The sequence below is a fragment of the Micromonospora sp. WMMD1082 genome (assembly GCF_029626175.1).
Classification (GTDB): domain Bacteria; phylum Actinomycetota; class Actinomycetes; order Mycobacteriales; family Micromonosporaceae; genus Micromonospora.
The window spans coordinates 3,673,657-3,693,175 of record NZ_JARUBM010000002.1 but is presented as its reverse complement, the minus strand read 5'-3'; the positions used below and the strand labels follow the sequence as shown (position 1 = coordinate 3,693,175).

Annotated in this window: 10 protein-coding genes; 5 read left to right on the top strand and 5 right to left on the bottom strand. The window is 69.7% G+C overall.

The window, feature by feature from the left end; genetic code table 11:
- The first annotated feature begins 7 nt into the window (after positions 1-7).
- Genes O7615_RS17115 through O7615_RS17105 form a run of 3 tightly spaced genes read left to right on the top strand, consistent with a single transcriptional unit; the run spans position 8 to position 4,813 of the window.
- Complete coding sequence (locus O7615_RS17115; RefSeq protein ID WP_278178661.1) at positions 8-1,546, top strand: ABC transporter substrate-binding protein; 1,539 nt, start codon at positions 8-10, stop codon at positions 1,544-1,546.
- A gap of 7 nt (positions 1,547-1,553) precedes the next feature.
- Positions 1,554-2,516: an ABC transporter permease gene (locus O7615_RS17110; RefSeq protein ID WP_278178660.1), complete on the top strand. Its 963-nt coding sequence runs from the start codon at positions 1,554-1,556 to the stop codon at positions 2,514-2,516.
- The gene (locus O7615_RS17105; protein WP_278178659.1) at positions 2,513-4,813 is read left to right on the top strand and encodes an ATP-binding cassette domain-containing protein; all 2,301 of its coding nucleotides are present in this window, start codon (positions 2,513-2,515) and stop codon (positions 4,811-4,813) included. The genes O7615_RS17110 and O7615_RS17105 overlap by 4 nt, the downstream gene beginning before the upstream one ends.
- A gap of 46 nt (positions 4,814-4,859) precedes the next feature.
- On the opposite strand, the gene O7615_RS17100 is transcribed toward O7615_RS17105, so the two are convergent.
- Entirely contained in the window at positions 4,860-5,804 is a 945-nt protein-coding gene (locus tag O7615_RS17100) for an NAD(P)/FAD-dependent oxidoreductase (protein WP_278178658.1), read from the bottom strand.
- Positions 5,805-6,423: 619 nt separating this feature from the next.
- On the opposite strand from O7615_RS17100, the gene O7615_RS17095 reads away from it, so the two are divergent.
- The gene (locus O7615_RS17095; protein WP_278178657.1) at positions 6,424-12,168 is read left to right on the top strand and encodes a non-ribosomal peptide synthetase; all 5,745 of its coding nucleotides are present in this window, start codon (positions 6,424-6,426) and stop codon (positions 12,166-12,168) included.
- Positions 12,169-12,209: 41 nt separating this feature from the next.
- Here the strand turns inward: O7615_RS17095 and O7615_RS17090 are convergent, their stop codons facing one another.
- Positions 12,210-13,943: a bifunctional NAD(P)/FAD-dependent oxidoreductase/class I SAM-dependent methyltransferase gene (locus O7615_RS17090; RefSeq protein ID WP_278178656.1), complete on the bottom strand. Its 1,734-nt coding sequence runs from the start codon at positions 13,941-13,943 to the stop codon at positions 12,210-12,212.
- Between O7615_RS17090 and O7615_RS17085 the strand changes: the two genes are divergently transcribed.
- Positions 13,906-14,463, top strand: a complete 558-nt coding sequence (locus O7615_RS17085; RefSeq protein ID WP_278178655.1) for an XRE family transcriptional regulator — start codon at positions 13,906-13,908, stop codon at positions 14,461-14,463. The two genes, O7615_RS17090 and O7615_RS17085, sit on opposite strands and share 38 nt — an antisense overlap.
- Before the next feature lie 257 nt (positions 14,464-14,720).
- On the opposite strand, the gene O7615_RS17080 is transcribed toward O7615_RS17085, so the two are convergent.
- From O7615_RS17080 to O7615_RS17070, 3 genes are all read right to left on the bottom strand, one after another.
- Positions 14,721-15,584 (bottom strand): class I SAM-dependent methyltransferase, encoded by an 864-nt coding sequence (locus O7615_RS17080; RefSeq protein ID WP_278178654.1) that lies wholly within the window; start codon positions 15,582-15,584, stop codon positions 14,721-14,723.
- Between the two features lie 293 nt (positions 15,585-15,877).
- On the bottom strand, positions 15,878-17,620 hold the full coding sequence (locus tag O7615_RS17075) for an ABC transporter ATP-binding protein (RefSeq protein ID WP_278178653.1): 1,743 nt from the start codon (positions 17,618-17,620) through the stop codon (positions 15,878-15,880).
- Entirely contained in the window at positions 17,617-19,431 is a 1,815-nt protein-coding gene (locus tag O7615_RS17070) for an ABC transporter ATP-binding protein (protein ID WP_278178652.1), read from the bottom strand. The genes O7615_RS17075 and O7615_RS17070 overlap by 4 nt, the downstream gene beginning before the upstream one ends.
- Positions 19,432-19,519 lie beyond the last annotated feature (88 nt).

Sequence of the window (19,519 nt, the reverse complement as noted above, 5' to 3'; positions counted from 1 at the left end):
GAGAACCATGCACCAGATATCGCGTCGCGCAGCGCTACAGGCACTGATCGCCGGGCTGGCGGCCGGGCCGCTCGTGGCCGCCTGTGGAGCCGACGATGGTGATTCCGCCGGCACCCAGCCGCAGGCCGGCGGAACGCTGCGCGTCGGCACAATCAGTTCCGGCGCCGCAGTGACGAGCGATCCCCACGGCATGATTCCTGGCGAGTCGGACTGGCTCCGGATGAGCGCGCTCTACGACGTACTCGTCGCGGCCGGTCCCGATGGCGCCGTGCTGCCGGCCCTGGCGACCGACTGGACGGTCGAGAACGGCGCAACCCGGCACCGGTTCCAGCTCCGCACCGACGCGGTCTTCAGCGACGGGCGACCGGTCCGTGCCGTCGACGTGCTCTTCTCGCTGCGCCGGACGGCGGACAAGAGTATGGAGAACGGTGGTCGCATTGGCTCCATCGATCTCGCCGAATCCCGCGCCGAGGGCGACCACGTGGTGATCCTCGAGACAAGCACGCCGGAGGCCGACATGGCGCGCACCCTCGCCGGTCAGCTCTACATCGTGCCGGATGGTACGACAACCTTCGACAAGCCGATCGGCTCCGGCCCGTTTCTACTGTCCGCCTTGGACGGTGGCGCTGCCACGTTGACCCGCAACGAGAGGTGGCGTGGTCCGAAGGCGAAGGTGGACACCCTGGAGATCCGCGGGTTCGCCGACGGACAGGCGCTTTCCACCGCGGTGACGTCAGGCGAGATCGACCTAGCCGCCAACGTGGGCTATCCGACGGCACGGAGCGCCGAGGCGACGGGCCGACTGACGGTGGTTCGGCACCCCGCCGCCGCCAGCTACCCGCTGGTGATGAACATGACGCACGCCCCGTTCGACCGGATCGAGGTGCGCCGGGCGGTCAAGCTGGCGGTCGACCGACAGGCGTTGGTGGACACCGTGCTGCTGGGCTACGGCACGGTCGCCAACGACGCCCCGTTTTTCAACGACGCCTCGTACCCAAAGGATCTTCCCGCGCCGGCGCGCGACTTGGACGAGGTCCGCCGCCTGCTGTCCCAGGCCGGCCAGGGGGGAGGCTTCGACGCCGTCATCCACGTAACCACGGCCTACCCCAGTATGATCAGCGCCGCCACGCTACTCGTGCAGCAACTCGCTGAGGTCAACATCCGGGCCACGATCGAGGAGCATCCACCGGAGACCTACTGGTCCCAGATCTACACCAAGGTCCCGCTGTACATGGGATACACCACCGATGCCCTGTCGATCCAGCACTGGGCCCGCGCCGTGTTGCTCAGCAACGCCCCGGTGAACGAGACCGGCTGGCGGGACGCCGCGTTCGACGCGGAATTCTCCGCCGCGCTCGCCACCGTGGACGCGGAGCAGCGCCGGCTGGCGCTCGACAAGCTCCAGCGGCGGCTCGCCGACGAGGCCGGCTGGGTGATGTGGGGCATCGGTGAGGGCGTTGACGTGGCCGCCAAGCACGTCCGCGACCTACCGACCGGCTCCGGGTTCGCGCGCTACGCGCTGACCGACGTCTGGCTTGAAAAGTGACCACCAGATGATCGAGCGGTGGCGGCGTGCCGTGACGGCTGTCCTGCTGGTCGGGCGGGCACTCGGCACACTGTTCGGAATCTGCGTGACGGTGTTCCTGCTCACCGAGGTGCTGCCGGGCAACGCCGCCACCGTGCTGGCCGGCACCCGGGCCGACGCCGAACGGGTCGCGGCCCTGGAGGCGCGTGCGGGCCTGAACGCCGGGCTCTGGGAACGGTTCTGGCAGTGGTGCGGCGGCCTGGTGACCGGCGACTTCGGCCGGTCTTTGATCGATGGCCGATCGGTGGGCGAACTGCTCGTCGACAGGATGGCGGCCACGCTCTGGATCGCCGCACCTGCGTGGCTGCTCGCGGTCGTCGGGGGCACGGTGATTGCCCTGTCGCTGGCTTGGCACGCCGGCAGCCGCGCCGAGCGGGTGGGCTCCGGCCTAGTGGCCGCCGTCTGCGGGTTTCCCGAGGTCGTGCTGGTCACCCTCCTGGTGGTCGGCTTGGCGATCACGCTTGACCTGCTGCCGGCGGTGTCATTGATCCCGGTGGGTGGTACGCCCGCCGACCGGCCGGAGATTCTCGTCCTGCCCGTGCTGGCCATCGCGCTGCCGGCGATGGCGTGGTGCGGACGGTTACTCCGCGGTCCCGCCGTGGACGCGCTACGGCGGCCATTCGTGACCGACGCGCTGCTGCGGGGCGTCGCGCCATGGCGGGTGACGGTTCGTCACGGGCTTCGCCACCTGGCCGCTCCCCTGGCCCAGATCGCGACCGTCATGGCGGCGGCCACCCTCGCCAACACCGCCGTGGTGGAGATGCTGCTGGCGTACCAGGGGCTGGGGCAGCTCCTGGCCGGCTCGATCGCGAGTCGGGACGTTCCGGTGGTGCAGGGTGTCGCTGTGCTCCTCGCCGTGTTCGTGCTCGTCGCATTCATGTCCAGTGATGCGCTGGCAGCGGCGATGGCCCGCCGGGGTGGTGCCCGATGAGGCGACTCTCCCTGGCGTTCGCCGGAGCCGGGGTGGCGGCCGTCCTCGGTACTGCCCTGCTCGGCGGGCGGTGGCCGCCGCACGATCCGCAGCGGATCGTGGGCGTGCCGTGGTCCGGCCCGGGTCCGGGGATGCCGCTCGGCACCGACGTGCTCGGCCGTGACCTGCTGTCTCGGCTGCTGGCCGGCGGTGCCGATTTGGTGATGATCGCGCTGCTGATCGGCGGCGGCGCCGCCGTGCTCGGCGCCGCTGGCGGCCTCCTGGCCGCCTGGACACCGGGGGCGGAACGGGTCGTACGGCACCTGGGTGCCGGGCTGCTGGCGATCCCCGGCGCACTGGTCGTGCTGGTGTGCGCGGTGGCGATGCCGGGATGGATGGCGGTCCTCGCCGGGATGCTCCTGCTCGGCACACCGCTCTCCGCCCGCGTCGTGTACGCCGCCGCCGCACCACTACGGGCCAGTGGATTCATCCAGGCCGCCGTCGCCCGGGGCGAGTCCACCGCCGCGATCCTGGGCCGCGAGCTGCTGCCCGCCGTCTCCGGGACCGTCCTCGCTGACGCTGGGCTGAGGATGGTCGCGGCGCTGCAACTGGCCGTCGCGGTGCACGTGCTCGGGTTCGGTCCCACACCACCGGCGGCCGACTGGGGTCTAATGATCCGGGAGAACCTTCCCGGCATCGACCTCAACCCGGCGTCCGTACTCGCTCCGGCGATCGCCATCGCGGTGGTGGCGGTCGTCCTCACCGCGGGGCTCGACGTGCTCGCGGGCGGGCTGGTCCCCGCGATGACCGTGCCGGCCCCGACCCGTGTCGCCCGGTCCGCCCGGCAGTCCGCCGCCCTGGCCCCGGAAACCGATCCGCCCGAGGTCCGGCTCTCCGGCGTACGGCTCAGCGATGGCGACTTCACCTTCCGGTGCGAGTACCTCGCCGTTCGGGCCGGCGAGGTGCTGGGTCTGGTCGGCGGCTCCGGCAGCGGCAAGAGCACCGTGCTGCGGCTGCTGCTGGGCGACCTCCGGCCGGGGCTGCGCCTCGACCGAGGCGAGCTGCTGGTCCGGGGCCGACCCGTGGTCCCCGCGTCGGCGGCGAGCCGGCGCTGGCGGCGGATCTCCGTCGGGCTGCTCGCACAGGATCCGGCGACCACGTTGGATCCGCTACGCTCGGTCGGCGCTGCGGTCGGGGACGGGCTCACTGGGGTGCGGCGCGCCGAACGGAGCACCCGGATCACCGCCATCCTGGACCGGTTGGGGCTGCCAGCCGGGGTGGAGCACCGGTATCCCGCCACCCTCTCGGGCGGCCAGGCGGCCCGGGTGGCGCTCGCCCGTGCCGTGATCGGCGAACCGGCGTTGCTGCTCGCCGACGAGCCGACCAGCGGGCTTGACGCTGCGACGGCCGACCTGGTCCGGGCGGAGATCGACCGTCGGCGGCAGCTCGGCCTCACCACGGTGCTGGTGAGCCACGACCGGCGATGGGTGCATCGGGTGGCCGACCGCGTCCTGGAGGCAGCCGACGGTGACCTGCGCCCGGCGACCGCACCCGTCGAGGTGCCGGCGCACGCTTCCCGCCCCGCAGGACCGGCAGTGCTGCGGATCCGCGACCTCGCCGTGGCTCAGCCACCGACGAGCGCGCCGCTGTTCCGCGATTTCGACCTGGATCTGCACCGGGGTGAGTTGGTGGCCATACTCGGGCCGTCCGGCGTCGGCAAGAGCACGCTGCTGCGGGCCCTGTGCGGGCTGCACACTCTCGCGGCCGGACACATCGAGCTGCAGCTGGACGGCTCCTGGCGAGCGCTGCCCCCCGGCCTACGGCGGACCGCGCGGCAGCGGCGGGCGGTGGCGATGCTCGGCCAGAACCCGGCGGGCGAGCTCAACCCCGCCCATCGCCTGGTGACCGCCGTGGCCCGGCCCGCGCGGGTGCTGCGCGGGCTGCCGAGAGGCCGCGCTCACGAGGAGGCGGTACGGCTGCTCGCCGATGTGGGGCTCGACGCCTCGTTCGCGCGCCGCCGGCCGGACGGATGCTCCGGCGGCCAGCGCCAGCGGGCCGCCATGGCTCGGGCGCTGGGCGGCGGTCCGGAGGTGCTGCTCGCCGACGAGCCCACCTCGGCGTTGGACGCGGTGACCGCGCACGCCCTGCTCGACCTGCTCGACGAGCACCGGGCGCGCGGTCTCGCCATCCTGCTGGTGACCCACGACGACGAGATCGCCGACCGCGCGGACCGGGTGCTGACGTTGACCGCCGGCGCGCAGGACGAACTCGTGCCGAGCGATCGGCGTGCCCGCGCCCGGCCCGGCGGCCGCCGTTGAGTCGGTCGGCCCACCGGCGTGCCCCGGGGCCGGGGCCGATCAGCCGCTACTCACGTGGCCGGGCGCCGAAGACGGTGGGATGGTTGGCGAGGAACAGATCACCGTCCAGCGTGACCCCGGCGATCTGGCCGCTGGCCGCCCCGGTCAGCACGAACGTGTGCAGGAACGGCACCGCCTCCTCGCGCGCCATGTCGCCCGCCGCGTACACGCCGGGGACCGAAGTCCGCTGCTGGGCGTCGACCTTCACCCACCCGTCGGACAGGATCTCGCATCCGAGCGCGGCGGCAAGACCATTGCGGACCCGCTCGGGCGGACGGTGAAACACCGCCTGACATTCGATCGGCTCACCACTGGCGAAACGTACGGTCAGTGCGTCCAACTCACCGTCGATCGCGGTGACCGGCTCTCGGCGTACCGGGATGCCCAACTCCTTGAGCGCCATGTCCTGCGCGCTGGACAGCTCGGCCGAGCCGTGGGTCAGCAGCACGACATTCTTGGTGAACCTGTCCCGGAGGTAGAGCGCCTGACCGAACCCCATCGGGTTGCAGCCACTGACCACCGCGATCGCCTTGCCCCGCACCTCGTTGCCGTGGCAGTAGGGACAATGAAAGATACTGACCCCAAACCGCTCGGCAAAGCCACCGATCTCCGGCATCTCGTCGACCAGACCGGTGGCCAGCAGGAGCCGCCGGGTGGTGTGCTGTTCCCCACCAGCAAGGTCCACCTCGAACCGGTCGCCGTCGCGGCGTACCTCAGTCACCTCGCTATCGACGACGCGCACCGCCGGATATGCCGCCAGCTCGGCGCGGGCGAGGCTGCGCAGGTCCGTCGGAGGCAGCCCATCCCGCGAGGGAAACATGTGCAGGGCGCCAGCCGGAGCATTGCGCGGCTGTCCACTATCGATCACCAAGGTCACGCGTCCCTGCCGGCCCAGCACCTGGGCCGCAGTCAGCCCGGCCGGTCCGGCTCCAACTACGATCACATCCAGCATTGGCGCTCCCTTCGGTAGAGCGGCTATTCCGCCGCATTTGACGTGATGCGCAAGCCCCAAGCACCGGCCCGGCCGATCCAGAAGCGATCACTGCTACCGGAACGAGCTCGTAGCCGTGATATTCAATCATGCGGATAACGGCATCGCCCGCCAACAGACCGCCACTCTCGAGCCGAGACATACCAGAGCAACCAGCGTTGACATAAGATTAACGGCCAGTTGGCAGAAGTTGAAGACCGACGGAGTGATTTACTGTCGTCGCCAGATCGGGAAGGACGTGCACAGCAAGTGGTGCCGCTTGCCGGCGTAGTCGCCGGCCGCACGTCCGACGAGCCGCCGGATCGCAGGCCCAGCAACGCCACGGCGATCAGAGGCACGGCGGCGACCAGGGCTGCGACCCAAAAGAAGTTTGCGCACGCCACACAATTAGTTACCCCCGTTCTCCGGAGCGTCCACCGTTATTCTACCTTGATTCCAAGGGCCGCGAACAGTAGTGTTCGGGTCGGCAGCACCCACCGTAAGTTCAGAGCGTCACCTCACACTAGCCCCGCATGCCGCCGCGGCTGGCCGGGGAGGCATGTAGAGCGTTCTACAGCGATTCGAGAATGGCTACGGTGCAATGAACAACGATCGCGTCAGCGATTTCCGTGATTACTGGTATGATTTCATTTGCTCTTTCCTGGCGGCCACCGGTGGCCTGCCTGAGAATGACTTCGATCCCGATCGACACTTCGCCGAGCTGGGTCTGGACTCATTCGGGGCACAGCGGCTGCGCCGGCTGATCTCTCAACAGAGCGGGGCACAACTCCCGCTGACCAGCTTCCTCGGCGCGCAGGCTCCCCGAGGTGTGGCCGAGGCACTGCGTGACAGGGCTCCGTTGGCCCCGGCCGGGGCCGAGTCAGCGGTCCCGATCCGGCCCGGCACACCGGAGAGCGCCGGTCTGACGCCAGTTCAAGCCGCCTACTGGGTGGGACGTCGCAGCGACTTTCCACTTGGTGGAGTCGCCACGTTCTGGTACCAGGAGTACGAGCGCGAGCCGATCGCAGCGACGGTCGAGTCCGACGTGGACTCGTTGGAGGTCGCCTGGAACCGCCTGATCGACCACCACCCCATGCTCCGTGCCACGGTCGGTCGCGACGGCCGGCAGCGATGCGCGCCCACCGTCGCGCGGTATGCGATCGCGCGCACCGACCTGCGCCAGTTCTCCGCGCCGGCCGCCGCGGAACGCCTCGCCCGGCTCCGTCACGACCGGTCCCACCAGGTGCGCGATCCGCAGTCCTGGCCGCTGTTCGACATCCACGCGGTCTACCTGCCGGACGGCATGGTCCGCATGCTGGTGGGCTTCGACGTGCTGATGCTCGACTTCGCGAGTTGGCGACTGCTCATGAGCCAGTGGGGCGAGCTGATGAGCGAGCCGGAGACCACCCTGCCCGCACCATCGATCGGTTTTCTCGACATCGTGGCGCACCGCCAGACGGACGGCACGGAGCGCGCCCGGCGCGAGCGCGCCCGGCAGTACTGGCTGGACCGCCTGGACACGATCCCGTCCGGCCCGCGGCTGCCCCTGCGGCGCGCTGTCGACGAGATCACCGCTCCCCGATTCGCGCGCTCCGAGCGCCGGCTGCCGGCCGTGCAGTGGGAGCGGCTGCGGTCCCGCTGTGCCGAGTACGGCGTCAGCCCCACCGCCGTCCTGCTGGCTGCCTTCGGGCTCACTTTGCACCGCTGGGGTGCGACCGAGCGGTTCGCCCTCAACGCCACCCTCTTCGATCGGCCGGACAACGTGCCGGGCGTGGACCAGTTGGTTGGCGACTTCACCACCACCGCGCTGGTGAGCCTGCCGCAGATCGAGATGCTGCGCTGGCCAGGCTTTGCCGCGTTCGCACGGCAGGTCAACCACGACCTGTGGGAGGCGATCGATCACCGCGCATACTCCGCCGTCGAACTGATGCGGGACCTGTCCGGCGGCATCGGCAGCGCTGACGCGGGCAGCACCGTGACCCATCCGGTGGTGTTCACGTCCGGGCTGGGGGTTGGGGACGAGACCGCCCCGGGCCGCTGGCTCGGCCCGGAGGTGTTCGGCCTGTCGCAGACCCCTCAGGTGCTGATCGATCACCTGGTCTGGCAGGAGGACGGCGACCTGCGGATCATCTTCGACACGGTCATCGACGCGTTTCCCGAGGGCTACGTGGACGGTCTCGTCGAGGCACAGCACCGGCTGCTTCGACTGCTGAGCGCCGACCCGCTGGCGTGGAGCGTGGCCGACCTGGGCTGGGCGCCCGACTACGCCCGGCAGGAGCCGCTGGACGCCCTCCCGTTTCCCGGGGCCGGGCCACTGATCGACGACCCACGACGGGAACACGTCCTCCGGCGTCCCGGGCTGCCGGCCATCCTCACGTCGGCCGGCAGCCTCAGCCACGGCGAGCTGGACGAGCGCGCTCAAGCCGTCGCCGGTCTCCTCGGCCAACTGGGTGTCGGCACCGGTGACCTGGTCCTGGTCGCCGTGCCGAAATGCCCGGCCCAGATCATCGCGGTGCTCGGCATCGAGCTGGCCGGCGCGGGATACGTACCGGTGAACACCGACTGGCCAGCCGTGCGGGTCGCCGCCGTGTGCGAGCGGGCGGGCATCCGCCACGCCCTGCTGCTCGACGGGGCCCCGGTAAAGCTTCCCGCTGGTGTCGTCGCCGGTACCCTCGACGCCGACGGGCGCCCGCCTGCCGGCACACCGGTGGCGCCGGCCGCCGGCGCCGCCGCGCCCGACGACCTCGCCTACGCAATCTTCACGTCCGGTTCCACCGGCGTGCCGAAGGGCGTCGCCATCGAGCACCGCCAGGCCCGGACGACGATCGACGACATCACCGACCGCTTCGGCATCACGTCCGACGACCGGTTGCTCGGCCTCTCCGCCCTGAGCTTCGACCTGTCCGTCTACGACGTCTTCGGTCTGCTCGGCGCGGGCGGCACTCTCGTGCTCCCGGACACTGCCCGGCAGCGCGATCCGCAGCACTGGTGTGAGCTGATCGGCCAGTTCGGGGTGACCGTCTGGAACACCGCTCCGGCGCTGTTGGAGATCCTCGTCGAATACGCGGAGTCTGATTCTGTGGCCGCGCGGAACCTCGCGAGCCTCCGGCTGGTCATGCTCTCCGGCGACTGGATTCCCGTGACGCTGCCAGATCGGCTGCGTGAACTCGCGCCCGGCGTTCGCATCGACAGCCTCGGCGGCGCCACCGAGGCGTCGATCTGGTCCATCACCTACCCCGTGGGGAAGGTCCATCCGGACTGGCCGAGCATTCCCTACGGCCGACCGCTGCGCGCGCAGTTCTTCCACGTCCTCGACGAGGCCGGCCGGCCTTGCCCGGTCGGCGAGGTCGGAGAGCTGTTCATTGGGGGCGACGGCGTAGCGCGAGGCTACCTCGGCGACCCCGTCCAGACCTGGGAACGCTTCATCACCCATCCAGTGCTGGGTGAGCGGCTCTACCGCACCGGGGACCTCGGCCGCTGGCGGTACGACGGCAACATCCAGTTCATGGGTCGGTCAGATCGCCAGGTCAAGGTGAACGGTCACCGGATCGAGCTGGGTGAGGTGGAGGTGGTGCTGAGCCGGCTGGCCGACGTCCGACAGGTGGTGGCCTCGGCGCTGGCTGGGCCGGACGGACGTCCGCGCCTGGTGGCACACGTCGCCACCAGCGCCGCGACCGACGAACGCGCCCTGGCCGCCGCGGCCCGCGAGCACCTCCCCGAGTACATGGTCCCGAGCCGGATCATGCTGCTCGACGACATGCCGGTCACCGACAACGGCAAGGTCGACTACCGGAGCCTGCCCAACCCGTTCCGAGGTGGCCGCGCCGCCGCATCCGCTCCCGACAATCCCCTTCCGGAAGGATCTGCGCCCGCTGGTCCGCCGGCTGGCGACACCGCTCCGCCGGCACCCGATCCGATCCCATCTGCACCGATCACGCCCGTCGAGCACCCGCGGAAGCACGGTGCCCCCCCGTGGCCGGCTCTTGGTGACGCTGTTCGCGACATCCTGGGCAATGCCGTGGATGTCGACGCGGGGCTGGTCGCAGCTGGCGCCACCTCGCTCGACGTGGTGCGGCTCGCGAACGTGATCGAGGATCTGACCGGCGACCGACCGTCCCTTCCGGACCTGCACGCGTTTACCTCCCTCCGCACACTCATCGCGGCGTACACGCCGGCACAGATCGCGCATCCGGCACCAGCGCCTGTACCGGTGCTGGTGCCGCCGACCGAGGCCGCCCGCGAACTGCGGCTCGACGTGCCGCGGGGCATGGATCTGGCGATACGCATCAAGCTGCCGCCGGACCGTCCGCTGGCCGACACGCTACTCGAGGCGGGTCGCTGGCTGCGCGAAGTGCAGGGCCTGCTGGTAGGCACCGGCTACCAGGTCAGGGAGCGGCTGTCTCCAGGTGACGGTGACATCCTTGAACTCCACCTCGAAAGCCCGGCCGCTGCCGGGCCCGACCCGGGCACGTCCCTAGCCGAGCCGCCCGTGCCGGTCGTAGCGGCGCCGACCGCACCGGCACCGGTCACGTCGGTGCCAGCCCCGCCGCCCGTGCCGGTTGAGCCTGGTGAGCCATTCGCCTTGACGGAGATGCAACTCGCCTACTACCTCGGACGGGCCGACACCTGGCTCGGCAGCGCGGTCGCGCCGCACTACTACACCGAGGTCGATGTCCTTGACCTGGACCAGGATCGGTTCGCCGCCGCGCTGCGCACCGTCGTCGCGCGGCACCCGATGCTCCGGGCAACCCTCACCCAGGACACCCGTCAGATCATCCGGGAGCACGTACCCGACGCCCCGACGACGGTGGTCGACCTGCGTCACGTGACCCCGGCGGAGCAGCGGGAGCGGCTGTCACGCATCCGCGAGGAACACTCGCACCGGGTGCACGACCCGACGACCTGGCCACTTTTCGCGATCGTCGTCACCCTGCTCGACAAGCGCACCTCACGGGTACACTTCGGACTCGACCTGCTGTTCTGCGACGCGAAGAGCGCGGTGACCGTCGCCGAGGAGCTGTTCCTGGCCTATACCCGACCCGAGGCCATGCCGCCGGCACCGGCGATCTCCTTCACCGACTGGGTGGCGGAGGTGCGGTCCGCACAACGCGGGGAGCGCCGCCGGCGCGCTCTAGACTACTGGCAGCGGGCCGCCGACGAGATGCGCGACGGGCCGGCGCTGCCGCTGCGGGTGCCGACCCAGGCACGCTATCACCGGCACCGCGCGGTCCTGCCGCCAGTCGTGTGGGACCGGCTCCGGCTCGTGGCCCAGCAGGCCGAGGTCACGCCCGCCGCCCTGTTGCTCACCGCGTTCGGCGACGTGCTGCGGATGGCCGGCGGTGGGGACCGGTTCACCCTGGTGATCACCACGTTCGACCGGCCCACCGCTCACCGCGGAGTGGTGGGCGACTACACCTCGACGGTGCTGCTGGACGTCGATCATCGCGAACAATCGTCCTTCGGGGAGCGGGCTGCCGCGCTGCAACGGCGGCTGTGGGCCGACCTCGAGCACTCGACCGGACCGCACGGTGTGCACGGGAACGAGGTCCTTCGCGAACTCAACGCCCGCCGCCGCCGGCAGGTGCCACTGCCTGTGGTGTTCTCCAGCGGACTGGGCAGCACCACGACGGCCGACGGCCAAGGCGCCGACGCCTCGGAGCTGCTGGGCGCGTTCGGAACGACCACTTACGCGATCAGCCAGACCCCTCGGGTGGCGCTCGACAACCAGATCTTCGAGCACGGCGGGGAGCTGCGGATCAACTGGGACGCGGTCGACGCGGCGTTCCCACCGGCATACGTCGACGCGCTGATCGCCGCGTACGTCCAGCTCCTGCACGCCGTCGCGGAGCCCGCCCGGTGGCGGGAGGCGGATCCGGCGGAGTTGGCGGGCGCGCTGGCCGCTGCAGGGCAGACACCCGACGGCTGGGACTCGGCCGCTCCCACCGCCCTGTGGTCGGCCGGAGGCGGCACGGCCACCGGCGACCACCGCTCGGCCAGCTCCCTCTCCCGCACGGTGGCGGAGGCGCTCGCCGGCGAGCTGGCCGCCGAGCCGGGAAGCCTGGCCCAGGACAGCTCATTCTTCGACCTCGGCGCCACGTCACTGACTCTCGTCAAGGTGCACCGCAGGCTACGCGATCTGCTGGGCGACCGGGTGACGGTCCTGGACCTGTTCGCGTACCCATCGATCCGCGCACTGGCGGCATACCTGGACAGGCCCGCACCGGACGCCTCGACCTCGCCGATCGCCAACACATCCGCGGACTTCGACCTCGACCCGGTCGTGGCCGCAGCCCGCCGACGCGGCGCGGCCCGCCGGGAGCGGCTCGCCGCCCGAGCCGGCTCGTGACGGGATGGCTAGCTTGGCCTTCAACCCCTTCGGCGTGGCCTTCACTCCATGCGGCGGCCCAATCGGACGGCGCGCAGCACGACGTCGTTGACGTGGTGTGTGCTCATCGCCCCTGGGGGGCGCGGGCGGGTCTCGTTCACGTCGATGCGCCAGTCGCCTGAAGCCGTGATCGCGGCGGCGATCTCGTCGATGCCGACGTACGCCTCCGGGTCATACATGCGGGTCTGCTCGCCGGGGTCCGACGGCTGCTGTAGTGAGGTCAGGTCGTGACCGACGACGAGCAGCGTCCCGCCGACGGTCACGGCGTCGAGCAGGTTGCGTAGGCCGCGTTGCTCGGGGGTGCGCTGGAACGAACCGTACTGCAGGGAGACGAGGTCGTAGGTCTCGTCTGCGTATGCGGCGGGGTCGTTGGCGTCACAGTGCAGCGTGCGCACGTCGAGCCCGCGACGTTCCGCTTCGGACCGGATGCGGTCGAGTGCCCTACTGGAGACGTCGGAGGCGGTCACCTGCCAGCCTCGTTCGGCCAGCCAGAGCGCGTCGGCTCCTTCACCCGCGCCGACGTCGAGCGCCCGCCCGGGGGACAGGTCCGTCGCCTCCGTCATGAGTGTGCCGTTCGGGTTGGCACTCCACATGCGTTCCTGTTCCCCGTAGCGACTGTCCCACTCAATCGCGACGCCGGAAGGGCGGACGCCCGCCGTGGTGTCCTCGGCGGCGAGGCTGAAGGCGATCTGGGCGCCGATCCAGCTGCCGTTCGCCGCAGCCTGCAGGACCTGGGCGCTCGGATCCGTGAGGTTCCCGGCGGCGAAGACGCCCTCCACGTTGGTACGTCCGGTGGAGTCAACCGCGACGAGGTCACCGAGTCCGCTGGGGTGGGCCGTGGTGACGATGCCGAGCCCGGCGAGCGTCTCGACCCGGGGGCGGAACCGAGCCCCGGTGAGGATCGCGTCGGTTGGCAGGCTGCGGCCGTCGGCGAGCTCGACGACAAGTGACCCGTCCGGGCCAGCATCGGCTACCCGGCGCACAGCACTCTCGACCACCGGGACCCCGGAAGTGACGAGGGTCTGCACTGCGGCCGGGTCGATCCCCGTCGCGTCATGCAGCACCACGGTCAACTGGTCGGTCAGATGCCGCATCAGCGGGGTCGGGTGCAGTCCGATCGCTGTCGTGACGATCTGCACGACCCGCAGGTCGCGGACCTCCCAGCCATGACAGAACGGACAGTTGATCACCTGGCGGCCCCAACGCTCGGCGAGGCCCTCGATGTCGGGGAGCTCATCAGCGATGCCGGTCGCGGCCAGTATCCGGCGTGCGACGAGGCCGTGGCCGCCCGAGAGTGCGAGGTGGAACCCGTCGTCCTCCGTCCGCACCGCCAGGACACGGCCGGTGAGGACGTTGCCACCATAGCTATGGACCTCCTCGCGCCCGATGGTCCGCATCGCCTCGGGCGGGGTGCCCTCGCGTCCGAGGTAGCCGTGCATGTGCGCGGCCGGCGCATTCCGCGGCGTGCCGTCCTCAACGACGATGACCGAGCGTCGCTGACGAACGAGCTGCAGCGCGGCGGCCAGACCGGCCGCCGATCCGCCGATGACGGCAACGTCGCATCTGCGGACGATGCTCTGGTGCGGTAGGTGTTCGGAGGTTCCGTGGGCACGGTCTGTCATGCGTCTAGCGTAGGAACGCCTAGCGGTATGTGAAAGACAGATTGCGAGATTCGCAAAGCGTCTCCATGCTGGGGAGATGAACGACCGCCGTGAAGTGGAACGTCTGGCACGCACCCGGCTGCGAAGCATCCGCACCACGCTCGGCTACTCCCTGGACGAACTCGCCGAGCGCACCAACCTCAGCCCGTCGACGATCAGCCGGGTCGAGACTGGCAAACGGACGCTCAGCCTCGATGTGCTCGTGCCCTTGGCCGACGCGCTACAGGTCAGCCTCGACGTACTTTTCGAGGCAACCAGCGACGAGGACGTGGTGATCCGTCCCGTGCAGCACCGTTCGGGTTCGCGCACAACATGGCCGCTGAGCCGCGTCGATGGGCGCACCATGGCGATGAAGGTCCGGTTGGAGCCCGAGGCGACGATGCCGGACCAGCGGGTCCATCCGGGGTACGACTGGTTCCTGGTGCTCGAGGGCAGGGTGCTGCTGTGGCTCGGCGAGCGGCAGATCGAAGTCAATAAGGGCGAGGCAGCCGAGTTTTCGACGATGACGCCACACTCGATGACAGCGCTTGACGAGCCGGCCGAACTGATCATGGTCTTCGACCGCGAGGGCCAGCGCGCACATCTGCACCAGTAGGTGTCGGGTACTCGTTGGAGTGCAGAGAGCTGCGCACGGCTGATCTTGCATACATTGCTGTTCAAGATCGAGGATGCGGCACACGCAGTGCCTGCCTGTCGTAGCCACGCCACCCGGAAGGGCTCTACCGCGCCGCCTCTCCTCCTCGCCGCTGCGCGGCTGGGGTGCGGGTCGACTTGGTCCCGATTTGCCGCAGCACGCTCACCAGCACTCAAGCGGATCAGGAGAGCCGGTTAGGACGAGGCCCCATCACGTGCTCACCTACTCGCCGACTCCGGTCGAGGTTCCGTCACGTCTTCGACGAAACGGAACAGGTTCAGCCGGTAACTGCGTACTCGACGGCGGAACACGGCGCCCATGACGAGTGATAGCGCCCGGAGCCGTAGCGGCATCCGGGCGCGCAGCTCTGGTGGGGGCTCGAGGAACGTACGCGATTCGAGTAGTCGCACGCCGAGGCATTCCACCTCGGCGGGATCCTCGCACATCCAGGTCATCCGTGCTCCCATCGAGCGCAGGACGTCATTGCGGTTCACCGAATCGGCCATCGCCCGCCCACCGGTCTCCGCCGCCAGCAACGCGCCGGGAAAGTTCGCTCCGATGAGGTGGAGCGCATCTTCCACTTGGTGCGGCTCAAAGTACAGCAGGACAGCCTCGGCCACGAACAGGTATGGGCCCGGACCGGTCTGCACCGTCGGCACCCATGCCTGGTCAAGTACCGAGGCGGGCAGCATCTGGCGTCGATCGGTGTCGTCGAAGAACCGGCGGCGCAAGGCAATCACGTTGGGAAGGTCGAGGTCGAACCACGTGACCCGGCCGTTGTCCAGCCGATCGAACCGAGTGTTGAGGCCAGTGCCGATCTCCACAACCGTTCCGTCGGGGTGCTCGGCCAGAAATCGGCGCACCCACACATCGAACATGACCGTCCGCAAGACGGCACCCGTGGCGCCGCTGGCGGACGCCTTCATTCGCGTGAAGTCGTAGTCGAGGGACTCGACGATCTGCACCGCGCGGGGATCGCTCAGCAGCGGCCTGCGCTTGCGGGTCTCCACCGCACGCCCGTACAGCGGGATCATCAACGTCTGCTCGACCGCTCCCAGCTGCACACCAGCGCCGTCACTCATGATCATTCCTCCGTCCTGCGTTAGGCCAGGTCTGGGGCATCATCTCGCCCTATGGAAATGACTTCCATAGCAAAGCGAATCGTTGTCGATGATGTCGGCCGTCTGCCCGCCGCGGCCGGTGGGCCTGCGCCTGCGCGCCTCGAAGACGAGGGTCTGCCACGCCCGTCTCGCCGTGTGGCCAGTTCGGCGAGGGCCGGGATGTCGACATCCTGGTTCCATCGCCATGGCGCGATGGAACCGCGTCAGCGCTGGCGATGAGGGTCGTCTCTGCCATGGACGACTCCTTTCGACAATTAGCGAGGAGTGTCCTGGGAGGCGAGCTGCCAGCCTGCGGCGTCAATGCGCTCGCGCCAGTAGCTGGCGTAGGCGCCGCCGGCCGCGAGCAGCTCGGCGTGGGTGCCAGACTCTCGGATGCCGCCCTGGCCGTCGAGCATGACGATCTGATCGGCAGTCATGACTGTCTGCAGCCGGTGCGCGATGACGATCAGCGTCCGGTCGGCGCGGGCCTGGTCAATGGCCTCGCCGATGGCGATCTCGTTGCCGATGTCGAGCGCTGAGGTGGCTTCGTCGAGCAGCACGATCGGGGCGTCCTTGAGTAGCGCGCGAGCGATGGAGACGCGCTGGCGTTCGCCTCCGGAGAGGTTCGAGCCGCCCTCGCCGACCCGGGCGTCCCATCCGCCGGGTAGCCGGTCGACGATCTCGTCAACGCGGGCACGGGTGGCAGCGGCGACGACCTCTTCGCGGGTCAGCTCGGGATTGCCGATCCAGACGTTGTTGAGGATCGTGTCGTCGAAGAGGTAGACGTCTTGGAACACCGGGGCGACAGCGGCCTCGACCACGCTGGTGCCGAGCGCCGGGATGGGGGTGCCGCCGATGGTCACCATGCCGTCCTCGGGGTCGTAGAAGCGGGCCATGAGCTTGGTGATCGTCGTCTTGCCGGAGCCCGAGGGACCGACGATTGCCGTCATACGGTTTGACGGGGCGATGAACGACAGGTGGCGCAGCACGGGTGCTCCTCCGTAGCCGAAGGTGACGTCGTGAAAGCCGATGGACCAATCTGCCGGCGTGTGCGGCGCCTCCGGCTCGGGCAACGCTGGGAGATCGGCGAACTCGTCGAGTTGGTCGAGCGTGGTCCGGGCGATGGAGATGCCGCCGCCGAGGTCGCCTGCAGCGACGATCGGCTCGTTGAAGCGCACGCCGAGCACGAGCAGGGCGATGAGGGTCGCCGGGTCGACGGAGCCGCCGACCGCGAGGTAGGCGCCCAGCACCAGGATGACCGTGAGGGAGAGTTGCACGATGCCGGCGAACGTCGCGATCGCCGCGCCACCGGTGAGTAGCACCCCCCGATAGACGCGATGCTGACGCTGCAGCGCCTCCTCGACAAGCCGGCTGGCGACCGAGCCGTCGCCGGCGGTGCGCAGCGCGGACTGGGCGCGGGTGAACTCGATCACGCGGTTGGAGGCGTCGGCGATCGCCCGGGAGTGGGCCGCGTCCCCTCGGGCGATCCCATTGCGCAGCCACCGGTATCCCAGCACCATCACCGGAACCGCCGCCGTCATCGCCAGTGCGAGGCGCCAGTCGAAGAAGTACATACCGATGAGGACGGTGCCGGGGGTGATGAAGCCGGTGAGGATGAGGCGGAGGATTGCGTACGGGGTGGTGGAGACGAACATCGCACCCTGGGTGGCGATGCCGGTGACCAGCCCGGAGCGGTCGGTGTCGAACCAGGTGACCGGCAGTTGCACGAGCCGGTCGCCGAGGCGGGTCAGCAGCGAGTCGAGCACTGCGGTGCTGGCCTTCATGCCGATCTGGCTGGCGAACCAGAACGCCACCGCGTAGGCGAGGCCGACTCCGGCGAGGGCGGTGAGCCACGCTCCGGCAGTCACCACGTCGCCGCGGAACAGGGCACGTAGCAGCGGCACGAGCATGAGAAACGCGACGCCCTGAAGCACCGCAGTGGCGACGATGAACGCCAGCTCGGCGATGACGAGGCGACGTGCCTGGGGGGACGAGTAGTGCAGCAGACGCCGGATCATCCTCGAGCTCCTTCCGGGAGTGAGCGCGCATGGTTGGCCTGGTAGGCGGACCACATCTGCGCGAAGCGCCCACCGGCGGAGACCAGCTCGGCATGGGTGCCGCGCTCGATGACGCGCCCGCCGTCAAGGACGAGGACCTTGTCGACGCCGACGATCGTGTGCAGCCGGTGCGCGATCACGAGCACCGTGCGATCCGCGGCCAGCGCGCTGAGCGCGGTCTGGATTGCCGCCTCCGAGTCGGGGTCGGCGAACGCAGTCGCCTCGTCGAGCACGAGGATCGGCGCGTCCGTGAGTAGAGCGCGGGCGATCGTGACGCGCTGTGCCTCGCCGCCGGAAAGGTTCGCATCCTCGCCCACGACCGAGTCGTAGCCGCGCGGGAAGCGCAGGATGCGGTCGTGGATCTGCGCCGCGCGGGCCACCTGCTCTATCTCCCCGTCGGTGGCGTTCGGGCGGGCAAGGCGGATGTTGTCGCGCAGGCTCGCGCGCAGCAGCCGCACGTCCTGGAACACGAAGCCGACCTGTCGGTACAGCTCGTGGGAGGCGATCTCGCGCACGTCCACGCCGCCGAGTGCCACCCGGCCCTGCGTGACGTCGTAGAAGCGGGGCACCAGCTTGGCCAGCGTGGACTTGCCGGAGCCCGAAGCCCCTACCAGAGCGGTGACGGTGCCGGGCGAACAGTTCGTCGCGATCTCGTGCAGCACACGATGCTCACCGTCGTAGCTGAACGAGACATCCTGGAAGTCGACGGTGCTCCCCTCCGGGGTGCGCGGCCATGACGGCTGCGGCACCGCCGGCAGCGCGAAGAACGCAGCGAGGGACTGCCGGGCCTTCGTCGCGTTGCGCAGGAACTGCGCCGACGAGCCGAGCTTCATCAGCGGGCTCGTCAGCCCGAGACCGAGCAACAGCCCCGGCAGCACGTCAATCGGGTCAACGGTCCCCGCGTTCACGAGCCACACGCCGACGGCCAGCAGCCACACGAGCATGACGACCGGGGAGGTGATGATCTCGATCACCGTGAACATCGCGGCGGTCTCTCGCGTCCACTGCCCGACGAACTCCACATAGGTCTTCGTCGCGTCGCGGTAGCGGCGGTGGCTGCGGCCCAGCTGACCAAAGCGTTTAACAACGGCGATGCCGTGTACGAACTCGACCGTCGCCCCCGACAACCGGCCCGCCGCCTCGTCATACTGTCGATACTTCTCCGCCCCGCCGCGCATCAAGATCGGATACAGAGTGGCTGTGATCACCAACGGCACGAGTGCGGCCAGGGCGAGCTGCCACTGGACCGCGAAGAGGTAGACAATGCTGATGACCGGAACGGCGACCGCGGTGATGACGTCCTGGATCGCGTGGGCGACGAGCTGATGAAGCGCGACGACATCGTTCTCCACCAGCTTGCGCACCCTCCCCGAGCTGCGCGTGTCGAACCAACCCAGCGGCAGGCGCTGCAAATGCCGGATGATCCGCTGCCGTAGCGACAGCTGCAGCTCCGCGTCGGCCAGGTGGCTGACCATCCCGGACGCGAACGCCGTGCCGAAGCTCACGAACAAGGCGAGCACGGCGACCAGCACGATCACCCACACACGCTCGGGATCAACCTGACCGCCGGACAGCGCCGGCAGCAGGGCGCGGGCCAGCTCAACGATCGCAATGAACGGCACCACGCCGCTGACCGCGCCCAGGACGCTCAGCCCGATGATCGCGGCCAGGCTGCCTTTCACGGGAGCGAAGAAGGCTTCCGCCGTGTCGGGCCGGGAGGTGGTGTCCGACGGGCTGCCTGGCCGCTCGTCCCTGTCGGAGGTTTGCGTCATGCGTGAACTCCGTCCCGTATCTCCGGAATGACAACCATTATCAGGTGGTTGATGGACAGTGTTCTAGCTTGATCTGAACGCGTCAACC